Genomic DNA, 12,908 nt, shown 5'->3' on the forward strand with positions numbered 1-12,908 from the left:
CAGGCCTCAGATCTCTTCCATGTCGTAGTCTTCCTTGCCCACGCCGCATTGCGGGCAATAGAAGTCGTCGGGAATATCCTCCCACCGCGTGCCGGGCGCTATGCCATCTTCGGGCAGCCCCAGCTCTTCGTCATAGACGAAGGCGCAGTAGCGGCAGCGGAACTTACGGAACGGCCGATCCGACATCGCGCCGCTCCCGTCAGTTGGCCAGCGTGAAGCGGATCGGCACCGACTTCGGCCCGCTGACGAAGCTCGATTGCGTCAGCTTCGGGGTGCCGGCCAGCGCCACCGTGTCGATCTTCGGCAGCAGCTCTTCCCACAGGATGCGCATTTCCATGCGCGCCAGGTGTTGGCCAAGGCACACGTGCGGGCCCGATCCGAACGCCACGTGCTTGTGGATCGGCCGGTCGATGCGGAACTCGAACGGAGCCTCGAACACGTCCTCGTCGCGATTGGCGCTGTGGTAGGACAGCATGATCCAGTCGCCCGCCTTCACCGGCTTTCCGCCCACTTCGGCATCGACGATCGCGGTGCGCATGAAGTGCTTGACCGGCGATGCCCACCGGATCGTTTCCTCGATGAAGCCCTGCATCGCCGAAGGTTCGGCCTTCAACTTGGCCAGCACATCGGGATTCTCGGCCAGCGCCCACATCGCCGCAGCGGTGGTGTTGGCGGTAGTGTCGTGCCCGGCGGTCGCGGCGATGATGTAATAACCCATCATCTGCCGATGGGTGAGGTAATCGTCGCCGATCTTGGCATTGGCGATCAGGCTGTTGATGCACGCTTCGGGGTTGGCGCGGAACTTCTTGGTCACCTCGCCGAAGTAGCCTTCCAGGTCCAGCATGGTCTGCTGCATCAGTTGCATCACCTGCTCGGGCGGCACTTCCTTCTTCTCGCGGTTCATGTCCGGATCGTTCGGCCCGAACAGCTCCTGCGTCAGCTTGAGCATGAACGGCTCGTCCTCTTGCGGCACGCCCAGCACGCGCATCACCACGCGCAAGGGGTACAGGAACGCCACTTCCGAAGCGAAGTCGACTTCCGGCCCCTTGGCCAGCATGTCGGCAACGAATTCGCGTGCGATCTCGCGGATCTGCTCTTCCAGCACTTTCAGCGCCTTGGGCGTGAAGGCGGGGAAGGTAAGGGCACGCAGGTCCTTGTGCTCCTGTCCGTCCACCTGCACCAGTGAGCGGATCAGGTTGCGCTCGCCACCGGTGACGAACTGGACGAAGGCATCGCCGGCCTTGTCGGTCAACGTCGCCGAACGGGCGGCGTTGTGGAACACGTCGGCGCGGCGCTCGATCTCGAGCACGTCGGCATGGCGGCTCGCAACCCAGAACGGGTCGAAGCCCTCGGGCTCGGCAATGTCGAACGGCGCATTGTGTCGCAACTCGGTAAAGGCGGCATCGAGCCGGTCGCGGTCCGCATAGGCGCGCGGATCGACGATCGTCTGGGCAATCTCGGTCTTGATGGTCACGGTTATCCACTCCCGGCTTCTGGCTTGTCGCAATTAAGATACTATATGGCCGTCCAGCAAGTTGCAAATTGTCCGCGGTCAAATTTTCTGCCATTTGGCCTCCTGACCATGACGAAAGTGCGAAAGACCCAGGCGGAACGCCGCCAGCAATCCGAGCAGGGCCTGCTCGTCGCCGCGGCAGAGGTCGTGCTCGAACACGGCTACACCGGCGCTACATTCGACCGCATCAGCGAACGGGCGGGTTATAGCCGCGGCCTCGTCACGCTGCGCTTCGGCTCGAAGGACGGGCTGGTCGCGGCGATGATCGAATTCCTCGGCAACCAGCTCGAGGAGATATATCGCGAGCGCCTCGAAACCGCGCGTTCGGGTCGCGAAAAGATGCTCGATTTCGTCGATGTGTTCATGCTGCGGCTGGAAGAGGATCGTCTCACCCGTGCCTATTTCGTGCTTCTCGCCGGCGCGCTCGGCAACCTCTTGCCTCAGGCACGCTATTTCCTTGAGCAGCATGAAAAGGTGAAGCAACTGCTCGTCGGCCTGATCCGGGAAGGCATGGCGGACGGCACGCTCAGGGCGAACATCGACCCCGAAACCGCTGCGCTGGCGCTCGGCTGCTTCCAGCTGGGCGTTGCCATCCAGCACCAGCTCGATCCGGCCATGCCGCTCGACGCGATGCGTGCGTTTGTGCGCGGCTTTGCGGGCCTTCCGCAGCCGGCAACGCCTATTTCGCCAGCGCCAGCCTGACTCCGAACGCGATGAAAACGCCGCCGGTCACCCGGTCGAGCGCCCGGATCACCGTTGGCCGTCGCAGCAGCCGCCCGGCGGGCGCGGTTGCTGCGATCAGGATGGCGAACCAGATCGCACCCAGAAGCACATGGATCATGGCGAGCAGGAAGGAAAAGGCCGCCACGCTCGCTCCGGGCGGAATGAACTGCGGCAGGAAAGTCACGTAGAATACACCGACTTTGGGGTTCATCAGGTTGGTCAGCAGGCCCTGCCGCAGCAAGCGGGCAGATTCGTTCTTAACTGTCGAGCTGGGCAGCACGGCGTCGAACGTCGAACGCGGATGCAGTACGAGCCGCGCGCCGAGATAGAACAGGTAGACCGCGCCCGCCCACTTCACCGCCGTGAAGGCCATTTTCGACGTTGCAAGCAAGGCGCCCAGGCCGACCGACACCGCCGCACCCCAGACAAGGCAGCCAAGCCCGATTCCGACCGCGGCGAAAGCTGCCGGGCGCGGCCCTGCAGCCGTCGCTGCGCGCAGGACCATGGCAGTATCGACGCCGGGCGTAACCGTCAGCAGGGACGCTGCGGCGACGAACGCGAGCAGGGCTTGCAACGTAGTCATGGCAATCCGTCTCGCTAATGATGGGTCCGGAATGCGGTTGTTGAGAGGTTATCGGCGACAACAGGTTGCCGCCAACGCCCTTGTTCGAAGCATGCCACAGGCAAGTTGACACGAACCTTGCGTATGCAAGGATACCATGCGCTTTCCTACATCAACGACGCGGCCTAGATTGCGGTCGATGATGGCAGAAAAAAATATCAAAACCAGATGCTTGATGTGACGCGAAGGCGTCGGCGCGATGGCCTGCACAATGCCTGAAGTTTTACGCCAGGACACTGTCAACTTCGTCAACTTGGTGGACTGGGAAACGCGCCGCTGGAGTTATCCATGTCGTGGAGATGACGGGTCCAACACCGTGGCAGGGTGCCGATTTGGATCCATGATCGCGGTGCTCGTGGGCCCCCACGAATTTGATTCGTGGATATCACGTCATCTATTTTTTCGGCGGGATATTCTCGCTGGCCGACCCTAACGACACGAGAACAAGACAAACGCGCTTTTTACCTGGGGAGGAAAATCATGCGCACCATGCTACTGGCATCGACCGCTCTTATCATGTCATCCGTGTCGGCTCATGCCGCACAGGCGCAGGCCCAGCCTGCTGCCGGTCCTGAAGCATCTGCCACGGCCGATAGCGGCATCGGCGAAATCATCGTCACCGCGCAGCGTCGCGAGGAATCGCTGCAGAAGGCCGGCCTTGCGATCGACGCGGTGAAGGGCAGCGATCTGCTCGAACGCGGCATAGCCAATGCCGGCGAAATGACCAAGGCGGTGCCATCGCTTTCGATCCCGCTGCCGGGCGGCAACGTCGCTTCGATCTTCATCCGCGGCGTCGGCAACATCACCACCAGCAGCTACAACGATCCTGCCGTGACGCCCAGCTACGATGGTGTCGTGCTGGGTCGCGGCGGCGGTCTTCTTGGCGCGGCCTTTTACGATCTGTCGCGCGTCGAAGTGCTCAAGGGGCCGCAGGGCATCCTGTACGGACGCAACGCCACGGGCGGTGCGGTGAACATCATTCCGGCGCGCCCCGAAATCGGCAAGAATGCGATGGGCTTCAATGTCGCGTTCGGCAACTACGACGCGGTTGACGCCGATGCGCACGTGAACCTTGGCGTCAGCGAAAACAGCGCCCTGCGTCTTGGCGCCGCCTATTCGACCCGTGACGGCTACAACCGCGATGGTACCGACGACGTCAAGCGCGGTTCGCTTCGTGCGCAGTTCCTGGTCGAGCCCTCGAGCGATCTTTCGATCCGCGTTGGCGCCGATTATACCCATCTGGGCGGACGGGGCGCCGGCGGCACCTACATCGGCGGCTTCATCCCCGGGGCATCTGGCTACACATTCGTGCCTTCGGGCCTGGATTCGAGCGAGGGCTTCAACACCCCGACTGCGAATGCCTTTCGCCAGCAGAACCTCGGCGCTCCGGCGTTTGGCTTCCTTTCGGCGATGAACCGCGATCAGAGCCAGGACAGCACGTACTGGGGCGTGAACGCAGAAATCAACTGGAAGACGTCGCTGGGCAAGGTGACCGTGATCCCGGCTTATCGCGAGAGCGTAGACCACAGCTTCTTCTACGGTCCTGCGTTCAACATCGCCAACACCAATGAAAAGGCCAAGCAAGCCAGCCTCGAAGCGCGTCTCTCCGGCAGCGCTGGCATGTTCGACTACGTGCTGGGCGCATTCTACTACAACGAGAAGATCAACGCGCTCAACCAATACAACCAGGAATTCGTCCTTCCGCTGCAGACATACAAGCAGAAGACTGAAAGCTATGCCGCGTTCGGCCAGCTGACGGCCCACGTGACCGACAGCTTCCGTCTGATCGGTGGTGCGCGATATACGCACGACAAGAAGTCGATCGATGGACTGATCAACAACTTCATCACCTTCTGCGGCGGTCTGCCCCCCGCTTTGCTCACCCCGCCGGCGTCGTTCGGCGCGGGGTGCGCGGTGCCGGGCAACATGCCCCATTTCCCAAACTTCCTGACCACGGGCGATACCATCAACTGGCTGGTCTCCAACGGCTGGATTGCCGCGAACAGCACAGACCAGCCCGGCTATCAGGTGTTCCCGCTGAACAACGGCGTGGGTGCAATCCTCAAGACCTATAACCCGGTGGTCGATACCCAAGGCTATTCGCGCGTGACGTGGAAGGCTTCGGCCGAATACGATGTGACACCAGACAACCTGCTCTATGCCACGGTGGAAACCGGCTACCGCGCGGGCGGCCTGCAGATGACCGAGAGCAAGACCACCTACAAGCCCGAATTCATCACCGCCTACACCATCGGCTCGAAGAACCGCTTCTTCAACAACCGGGTGCAGCTGAACCTTGAAGGCTTCATCTGGAAGTATCGCGACCAGCAGATCACCTACTTCACGGTAGACACGTCGGGCACGTTGATCAGTTCGAACGAAAACGCGGGCAGGGCGACGATCAAGGGCTTCGACGTCGACCTGGTGGTCAAGCCGATGGCGACGACGACGCTGAGCGCCAAGGTCCAGTACCTCGACAGCAAGTACGACGACCTGCACCTGTTCACTGCTGCTCCGCGTGACAACTTCGGCTGCCCGTTCACCCTAACGGGGGCAGTTGCCGGCGGTGCGCCGGTGAAAGACTTCAACTGCTCGGGCAATCCGTTGCTGTTCAGCCCGAAGTGGACGGTCAATCTTGGCGCCGAACAAGTCGTTCCGCTAAGCGATGCGCTTGAACTGGTCGCCAACGTGGATACGGCCTGGCGCGACAGCCAGTGGGGGGCGTTCGAATACCTCGATTTCGAACGGATCCCTGCATACTGGACGACCGATGCTTCGTTGACCCTGCGCAAGCCGGGTGGAGCATGGTCGCTCACCGGCTACGTGCGCAACATCGAGAACAAGCGCCGTAATCTCGCACCGCAGGCGTCGCCGCTTGGCGTTGCGGTGGGGCACTTCTCGGCGCCGCGGACCTACGGTCTGCGCCTTTCGGGCAACTTCTGAGGTTCCGGCCGGACGAACAAGGGGGCCACTGGAAAGACGGCTTCGACGGGCTCTGGCTCGATCGCGGTCCGCTCGAAAGTGGCCACCACTTTCTGTAAGCCGGCTCGGCGGCCGCCGCGTTCCTCACGGATCTGGCAGCGGCGACGGTCAACCGCGCACATTTTGGGCATGACGCACTCCCTGCTACTACACCTCCAACGCGCCCGCGGGAGATTGAGGCGCTGCGGAGATGGCAATGCGTTTCGGAAGGCTTGACCTTAACCTTCTCGTCGCTCTCGACGCGCTTCTGGCCGAGCGCAGTGTCAGCCTTGCGGCAGAGCGGCTCTGCCTCTCGCAATCAGCGACATCGAGCGCGCTTGGACGACTGCGCGAATATTTCGGCGACGAATTGCTCGTCGTGAAGGGCCGCAGCATGATCCTGACAGCGCGTGCCGAACAGCTGATCGATCCGGTGCGGGCCGTGCTCGAGCAGATCCGTACGACGGTGTCGGTCGCACCCCCGTTCGATCCGGCGACGGCGGATCGGGTGATCCGGATCATGGCGTCCGACTATTCGACCGAAGTGCTGCTGGCCGGCGTCCTGGCGGAACTCGAGCGCGTTGCACCGGGCATTCGCTTCGAAATCCAGCCGATGAACGATGCTCCGGGCGAAGCGATCGATCGCGGCTACATCGATCTTTTGCTGACGCTGGACTACGCGATTTCTCCTGACCACCCCAGCCGCGTGCTGTTCGAGGACGATTTCGTGGTGGTGGGCGATCGCGGCAATCCTGCGCTGGCAGGTGAAATGACGCGGGATGTCTATTTCAGCCTCGGCCATGTGACCCCACGGTTCGGCAAGTCGCGGGTCCCGGCCTTCGAGGACTGGTTCGTTCGCAGACAGAAGCTGCAGCGGCGCGTGGAAGTCGTCGCGCCGACCTTCATGTCGTTGCCAGGGCTGATCGTCGGCACCACGCGGGTTGCCACGATGCACCGGCGAATGGCCGAGATCGTCGTCTGGTCGCATCCCGTCGTCACGCGCGAGATTCCGTTCGACATTCCCTCCATTCGCGAATGCATCCAGTGGAACATTACGAACAATAACGACCGCTGCTTGCAGTGGATCGTCGAAAGGTTCGTGGCTGCAGGAACCTCCGATAGTGGCGCGACAAACAACGTGGTGTCTATTGCAGGGCACCTTTCGATGGATCGGACGGTGATAGATGCGGACTTCCGGAAGGATCACGGCGAGTAACGGGGGGAGGGCGACGTGATGGTGCGCCGCCGCTCGATGCAATGATCGAAAGCTAGTGAGAGGTCATTCCTGAGCGGGGGAGGGGAGTGGGCCAGCCAGTTGGACTGTCCCGCTGAAGCCCCGTTCAGCGGTCATCCCACAGGTTCAGATCGGGCGCGCCAGGATGACGATGCTTTCGCCCATGATCTGCGCGACGCGCGCATCGTTACCGCCGGCCTGTTCAAGATCGCCGATCTTGACGCTGTTTTCGACGACGACCTTGCTCCGCTGCCAGCGACGTTCGCCGAATGCGGCGAGGGCGGACTCCACATCTTCGGCATCGGCAAGCATCTCGCCGATAAGCAGGCCGTCTTCGACCGAAAGGCCGGCCCCGGAGGCGAGGTGCGGCGTGGTTGCGTGAACCGCATCGCCGATAAGGCCGATGCGGCCTGCGTGCCACGGCAGGGGCACAAGCAAGGCTTCAAGCGGACGATAGTTGATGGCCGAATCTTCGCTCAGCCCGTCGTGCACCGTCCTGATCGTGCCGGCGAGCGGAGCAAGCAATTCGCGCATCCGGGGCAGCAGCTCGTCATCGGGAATATGGGGATTGCCGGGCATCTTCACGTTCGCGAACAGATACATCTGGTCAGGTGAGCAGGGATTCACGCCGACCTTGTAGTCCGAGCCGAAATAGATTTCCGGGCTGGTGACCGCCTCGGGGCGCGGCGCGAGAAGCCGCCAGCAACCCTGCCCGGTAAAACGGGGTCTGGGTGCATCGGGACGGACGAAACCTCGGACCACGGAATTGAACCCGTCGGCACCGATCACGGCGTCATAGCGGCCGGTTTCACCCGTGCTGAAGGTGGCGGTGACTCCCGAAGCGTCCTGCGACAAATCGGTGATCGTGATGCCAAGCCGGACATTGGTGCCAAGTTCCATTACTTTCTTGGAGAGGATTCCGTGCAGGTCCGGACGCAGGATGCCGCCGGCGACCGGCAGATCCTTGTCGATCGGTGGCGGCAGCATCTCGCCCTGCAAGGTGCCGTCGGCGGAAAAGAACTTGGTGCGGTCGGAAATGTAGCCCTTTTCGCGGACAGCATCCAATACGCCGAGCGAATCGAAGGCACGCAGTGTCGGACCTGTAATGGTCATGCCCGCGCCCAGCGCACGCCATTGGGGATCGATATCGATAAGATCGACGTCAACGCCATGCATCCGCAGCGAGATGGCAGCCGACATCCCGCCAACGCCCCCACCAACGACAAGAAAGGCCTTTGCGCTCACCCGATTTCCCCATCTTTCGCGCAGTACGCGCTTTGCTTGTCGCTATTGCTTCAAGTTGCGCGCCATAAGAAACGCGTCTTTCCGAATGTGAGGTATCGACCGCAGCGAAAGCTCGCTGCGCACCGTGCGGGGCGGGTTGGAAATGGCCATGGGCCGGGGTGCGGATGAGACGGGTGCTGCAGCCTTGCGCGGGCAGGGGTTGGCGCGCCCTACAGGATTCGAACCTGTGACCACCCGCTTAGAAGGCGGGTGCTCTATCCAGCTGAGCTAAGGGCGCGCGTCCTTGTTCGGGCTTCCCATAAGCGTGCTTTGCGCGCCGTGCAAACCGCGATAGCAAGCTGAGCCATGACCCAGACGCCTCACGATCCAGCAGCCGCGCCCGCCGACCCGTCGCATCTTGCCCGCATCGGAGGCACAGCGGGGGGAAGGCGCCATTTCCGTTACTTCGACGTGATGATGGCCGCCTTCGTTGCCATCCTGTTGCTGTCGAACCTGATCGGCGCGGCCAAGCTGGCGAGTGTTCAGGGGATCACGTTCGGCGCAGGTATCCTGTTCTTCCCTGTCTCCTACGTTCTCGGCGACGTGCTGACCGAAGTGTATGGCTATGCCCATGCGCGTCGTTGCGTCTGGGTTGGCTTCTTCGCGCTGCTGTTCATGGCGATGATGAGCTTCGTCGTCGTCGCCATGCCGCCCGCGCAGGTCTGGGGTTGCGCGTCGAGTGCGGACCCGATGTTCGCCGAACTTGTCGCCAAGACATCGCCCGGCACGATCTGCCAGACGACGTATGAATCGGTGTTCGGCAGCACGTGGCGCATCGTTCTCGCCTCGGTCCTCGCCTTCTGGGCAGGCGAGTTCGTCAATTCCTTCGTGCTTGCCCGAATGAAGGTGTGGACCGATGGAAAGCACCTGTGGACCCGCACGATCGGCTCGACGGTGTTCGGGCAGGCGGTCGACAGCGCGATCTTCTATCCGGTCGCGTTCCTGGGCACCTGGACCACGCAGGCAGTATTGACGGTGATGGTGACGAACTGGGCGATGAAAGTGTTGTGGGAAGTGGTTCTCACCCCGGTGACCTACGTGGTTGTCGGCACGCTCAAGAAGCGGGAAGGGGTGGACGTGTTCGACACCGACACCAATTTCTCCCCCTTCGCGACTGTCAAGGAGGGCTGAGCGTCAGGCCGCTCTGGACGTGTCCGCGGGCGCGATCAGCGAACGGCGGTAGCGGCCCGGGGGCGTTCCGAACCACGCGCGGAACGAGCGCCCGAACGTCGACATGTCGGTAAAGCCGATGGCGGAAGCGACCTCTGCGAGCGAGAGGCTTTCGCGCCGGATGAGGTCGGCGGTCAGCCGCTTGCGTTCTTCATCCACGATCGCGTGGAAGCTCGTTTTGGCGCTCGCGAGCATGCGCACCATCGTCCGGTTGGAAACGCCTTCCCGCCCTGCCACTTCCTTCAGCCGTGGGACGCGGCGATCGCGTGCGAGATGGTCGCACACGATCTGGCGGATTCGGCCGACGACGTCGATTTGCTTGGCCCGCTGCATCCGGTCGCGGTGCGCCGCCAGCATGGCACTCCATTCGACCGGATCGTGCTGCGCGTTGGGAATTTGGGCCCAGGATGCGGGAAATTCGAAGCGATCTTGCGCTGCCTCGGTAACAACCGAGCATCCGAAGCTGCGCTCGATCACCCCAACGGTTGCGGTGTGTGAAGAGCGTAGGTGCAAGCAGGCTTCGACCATTCGCGGACCTGCGTAGATCTGCGCCAGCTTGGCCGCGACGATCAGCGCGACAAGCGCGGTGGCATCGGACACTGGACCCATTTCGACCGGGTGATCCACCTCGAACGCCGCGCGCCCATGCGGGACTGTCCGATAGCAGTAACAAACGTGCGGGATGCCGGCGGAGGCGGCATCGGCCATGATCCCGAATGTCGAGGCAAGGTCTGGCGCGCCAAGCATCAACAGCATGTCAGCGCTGGAGACGACCGGCCAGCTCATTTCAGCGAGGCGGCCGGCCAGTGCGGGCAGGTGACCGGCATCGATGATGTTGGCAAGAAGCAGCACGTCGTCCGACAGCGTGATCGTCACAGGTAACGCGCCCTGGTGGCCGGCAAGGCCGGTCCCGCGATAGAGCCATTCGGGCCAGCCGAGCCACTGCGCGAAGCTGCGCAACATGCCCGAGCGGACGGGGCGGTCCAGATCGCGTTGCAGCGCAATCAGACCACGCAGCGCCGCCGCCCTGGCCGCGCCGACGAGGGCGGTTCCGTCCGGGACCGGACCCGGTGCCGGCTCAAAGAAGCCCGTTGCCACAGCCACGGGCTCGATGGAATGGTTCGATGGCGGCATCATCAGTCGCAGTCCCCGGATCTGGCTGGACAAACGAGGAAGCGCTGCGCGCCTCTTCAAATTATCCAGCAAAACCAGAAAGATAATTCAGAGCGAAAATTCGTCTTTGTTTTGTCGCGACCGCTTTGTCGGATGCAAAACCACTGCATCCGAGCGTTAAGGGTATATGGTGTGGCGCATTTAGCCAAGTTGTTCCGGAATGCCGGATCATGTCTTTTGGGGAAAGTTGCTGCCGGACCGTTCACCATGACGCGCTGCAGACCAGGCTATCGCATTGCCTCATTTGGCGCGTGTTGCCCATTTTCGGTCGTCATTTGTCAAATGGACTGATGCGTCGGCATCTCTACTGTCAGCTTGCACGCCAATGTCGGGCGGTAACAGGGGACAGCGACGATGCACACCTTCAAGCTTACAACGGGTATTGCAGCCGCCGTGGCGATGGCTGTGCAGGCAATGCCGGTCGAGGCCCAGGCTGGGCTGCCCGGATCGGTGCGCGACCTTGTGGGAGCGAGGGCCGCGGGCGGCGAGCAGGAGATGACCCGGCGGGGGTTCAAGGAAGTGCACACCAGCACCAGCGGTTCGCGCAAATACGGCACATGGTGGAACGAGAACACCAACGAGTGCATCGTCGTGACGACCTATGACGGCCGCTACGAGGCGCTGGCCGTCACCAACCACGAAGACTGCAAGAAGAAGGGCGATGGCGGCAAGACGGCTGCGATCGCCATTGGCGCGGCGGCGCTGATCGGTGCCCTGGCGATCGCCGGCAGCGGTCACAAGGACAAGGACGAAAACTATCGCCGGGCCTACGACCGGGGATACCGCGATGGCTATGACGGACGTCGCTACGACAACTACGACAACAACTCGGGCTATTCGGACGGCTACAACGAGGGCCGGCGCCAGAGCAACCGGCCGGGCGGCGGCAACTGGGGCGGCAATGGCGGTTCGTGGAACAACAACGGCAGCGGGTGGGTCAACGTCAACGATCTGGTGAACCGCTCCACCGGCCAGGCGTGGCGCGAACTGGGATTCCGCGGCTTTCGTGTACGCGATGACAAGTACAACCGCGACGAGCGCTATGCCACGTTCTGGCGTCAGCGTTCCGGCCAGTGCATCATCGTGCGGGCGCGCTACGAGACAGTACGGTCGATCGAGGATACGTCGCCGCGCACTTGCGATCGCTGATAGCGGTCAAGATCCGACGTTATGTCGCACGAAGAAGGGACGCGCCGCGCCAGTCGGTCATTTCCGATGGTCTGTGCGCTGTTGCTTCTGGTCGCCCCTGCAACTGTACAAGCGCAAGGCAGACAGACGTCTTCTCCTGTGGAGTTCGCGCGCGATGCGGACGCGCTTCGTCCCGGTGAGTGGGTCTGGGCTGAAAGCATAGCGCCGGCGGGGCCAGTGCTGATCTACGTCGACGTCGCGCGCCAGATTGCCACGGTCTATCGCAATGGCGTCCGGTTTGCGGTTTCGACTGTTTCGACCGGCAAGAAAGGCTACGCAACGCCGACAGGCGTCTTCACCATCCTGCAAAAGGACAAGGATCACAGATCGAGCAAGTACAACAATGCGCCGATGTACTACCAGCAAAGGCTGACCTGGGACGGAGTGGCGCTCCACGCGGGCGGACTGCCCGGCTATCCAGAGAGTCACGGCTGCGTTCACCTGCCTATCGCGTTCGCCAAGTTGTTGTTTGGAACGACGCAGATGGGTGGGACGGTAATCGTCAGCGGAAGTGCTGGCGTGGTAACAACGGCCAGCGAGGCGAGCGTGCTGTCCGATGTTGATCATCTCGGAAAGCCGGCCGAGCATTTGCCGCTAGCAGGCGGGCAGCAATGGCGGTGGGAACCGCAGAAATCGCCGACTGGACCGCTGTCACTGATCGTGTCGCGCGCTGACCAACGCGTAATCGTATTGCGCAACGGGCGTGAGATAGGTCGTTCACGCATTACCATGCCCGACGTCAGCGACGAAACGCACGTATATACGTTCAGCGCCATCGTTGAGGGCAAGTACCTGTGGACTGTAGCGGGGGTTCCCGGCCATGGTCAGGGCGCGAGTGACCGGGTGCAGCCGTGGCTGGCTGAACGGATCGACATTCCGGCTGAGTTCCTTTCACGCGTGCGGTCACACCTCCAGCCGGGCGCATCGATCCTCGTGACGGACGCACCAGTGCTCAAGAGCAACAGCGGAAGGCACATGACTGTACTGGCATCGGCCGCCGACAGGTAAGGCGAGCAGGGTTCCAGCGGCTACGGCGCCAA

Annotated in this window: 11 protein-coding genes and 1 tRNA gene; 6 read left to right on the forward strand and 6 right to left on the reverse strand. The window is 62.4% G+C overall.

What is annotated here, in order from left to right:
* Window positions 1-6 precede the first annotated feature (6 nt).
* Both AACH40_RS06630 and AACH40_RS06635 read right to left on the reverse strand, forming a co-directional pair.
* The gene (locus tag AACH40_RS06630) at window positions 7-186 is read right to left on the reverse strand and encodes a rubredoxin (RefSeq protein WP_169492766.1); all 180 of its coding nucleotides are present in this window, start codon (window positions 184-186) and stop codon (window positions 7-9) included.
* A 13-nt stretch (window positions 187-199) separates the two neighbouring features.
* Entirely contained in the window at window positions 200-1,474 is a 1,275-nt protein-coding gene (locus AACH40_RS06635) for a cytochrome P450 (RefSeq protein ID WP_338644963.1), read from the reverse strand.
* 108 nt (window positions 1,475-1,582) lie between these two features.
* Here AACH40_RS06635 and AACH40_RS06640 point away from each other — a divergent pair, with 108 nt between their 5' ends.
* Window positions 1,583-2,215, forward strand: coding sequence for a TetR/AcrR family transcriptional regulator (locus AACH40_RS06640; protein ID WP_338644965.1), 633 nt, complete (start codon window positions 1,583-1,585; stop codon window positions 2,213-2,215).
* Here the strand turns inward: AACH40_RS06640 and AACH40_RS06645 are convergent.
* Complete coding sequence (locus AACH40_RS06645) at window positions 2,193-2,819, reverse strand: LysE family translocator (RefSeq protein WP_338644967.1); 627 nt, start codon at window positions 2,817-2,819, stop codon at window positions 2,193-2,195. The two genes, AACH40_RS06640 and AACH40_RS06645, sit on opposite strands and share 23 nt — an antisense overlap.
* Window positions 2,820-3,338: 519 nt before the next feature.
* On the opposite strand from AACH40_RS06645, the gene AACH40_RS06650 reads away from it, so the two are divergent.
* Complete coding sequence (locus AACH40_RS06650) at window positions 3,339-5,801, forward strand: TonB-dependent receptor (RefSeq protein ID WP_338644969.1); 2,463 nt, start codon at window positions 3,339-3,341, stop codon at window positions 5,799-5,801.
* 229 nt (window positions 5,802-6,030) lie between these two features.
* Complete coding sequence (locus AACH40_RS06655) at window positions 6,031-7,035, forward strand: LysR family transcriptional regulator (protein ID WP_338644971.1); 1,005 nt, start codon at window positions 6,031-6,033, stop codon at window positions 7,033-7,035.
* 144 nt (window positions 7,036-7,179) lie between these two features.
* On the opposite strand, the gene AACH40_RS06660 is transcribed toward AACH40_RS06655, so the two are convergent.
* Window positions 7,180-8,253 carry an FAD-dependent monooxygenase gene (locus AACH40_RS06660; RefSeq protein WP_338644973.1) on the reverse strand — a complete coding sequence of 358 codons (1,074 nt, stop codon included), beginning with the start codon at window positions 8,251-8,253 and terminating at the stop codon, window positions 7,180-7,182.
* Window positions 8,254-8,498: 245 nt separating this feature from the next.
* A tRNA-Arg gene (locus tag AACH40_RS06665) sits at window positions 8,499-8,575 on the reverse strand.
* 68 nt (window positions 8,576-8,643) lie between these two features.
* Between AACH40_RS06665 and AACH40_RS06670 the strand changes: the two genes are divergently transcribed.
* Window positions 8,644-9,468: a queuosine precursor transporter gene (locus AACH40_RS06670; protein WP_338644976.1), complete on the forward strand. Its 825-nt coding sequence runs from the start codon at window positions 8,644-8,646 to the stop codon at window positions 9,466-9,468.
* A gap of 3 nt (window positions 9,469-9,471) precedes the next feature.
* Here AACH40_RS06670 and AACH40_RS06675 read toward each other — a convergent pair whose 3' ends face one another.
* A complete protein-coding gene (locus AACH40_RS06675; RefSeq protein WP_338644978.1) occupies window positions 9,472-10,644 on the reverse strand; it encodes an AraC family transcriptional regulator in 1,173 nt (390 codons plus the stop codon).
* Window positions 10,645-11,034: 390 nt separating this feature from the next.
* Between AACH40_RS06675 and AACH40_RS06680 the strand changes: the two genes are divergently transcribed.
* The gene (locus tag AACH40_RS06680; RefSeq protein WP_338644980.1) at window positions 11,035-11,829 is read left to right on the forward strand and encodes a hypothetical protein; all 795 of its coding nucleotides are present in this window, start codon (window positions 11,035-11,037) and stop codon (window positions 11,827-11,829) included.
* Between the two features lie 21 nt (window positions 11,830-11,850).
* Complete coding sequence (locus AACH40_RS06685) at window positions 11,851-12,876, forward strand: L,D-transpeptidase (protein WP_338644982.1); 1,026 nt, start codon at window positions 11,851-11,853, stop codon at window positions 12,874-12,876.
* Window positions 12,877-12,908 lie beyond the last annotated feature (32 nt).

It is taken from the genome of Novosphingobium olei (assembly GCF_037076535.1).
Lineage (GTDB): Bacteria > Pseudomonadota > Alphaproteobacteria > Sphingomonadales > Sphingomonadaceae > Novosphingobium > Novosphingobium olei.

Excerpts from the sequence above, each read along its gene's own strand:
- AACH40_RS06630 (WP_169492766.1), bottom strand. The coding sequence starts at position 186 with ATGTCGGATCGGCCGTTCCGTAAGTTCCGCTGCCGCTACTGCGCCTTC.
- AACH40_RS06640 (WP_338644965.1), top strand. The coding sequence starts at position 1,583 with ATGACGAAAGTGCGAAAGACCCAGGCGGAACGCCGCCAGCAATCCGAG.
- AACH40_RS06645 (WP_338644967.1), bottom strand. The coding sequence starts at position 2,819 with ATGACTACGTTGCAAGCCCTGCTCGCGTTCGTCGCCGCAGCGTCCCTG.
- AACH40_RS06650 (WP_338644969.1), top strand. The coding sequence starts at position 3,339 with ATGCGCACCATGCTACTGGCATCGACCGCTCTTATCATGTCATCCGTG.
- AACH40_RS06655 (WP_338644971.1), top strand. The coding sequence starts at position 6,031 with ATGGCAATGCGTTTCGGAAGGCTTGACCTTAACCTTCTCGTCGCTCTC.
- AACH40_RS06660 (WP_338644973.1), bottom strand. The coding sequence starts at position 8,253 with ATGTCGGCTGCCATCTCGCTGCGGATGCATGGCGTTGACGTCGATCTT.
- AACH40_RS06670 (WP_338644976.1), top strand. The coding sequence starts at position 8,644 with ATGACCCAGACGCCTCACGATCCAGCAGCCGCGCCCGCCGACCCGTCG.
- AACH40_RS06675 (WP_338644978.1), bottom strand. The coding sequence starts at position 10,644 with ATGATGCCGCCATCGAACCATTCCATCGAGCCCGTGGCTGTGGCAACG.
- AACH40_RS06680 (WP_338644980.1), top strand. The coding sequence starts at position 11,035 with ATGCACACCTTCAAGCTTACAACGGGTATTGCAGCCGCCGTGGCGATG.
- AACH40_RS06685 (WP_338644982.1), top strand. The coding sequence starts at position 11,851 with ATGTCGCACGAAGAAGGGACGCGCCGCGCCAGTCGGTCATTTCCGATG.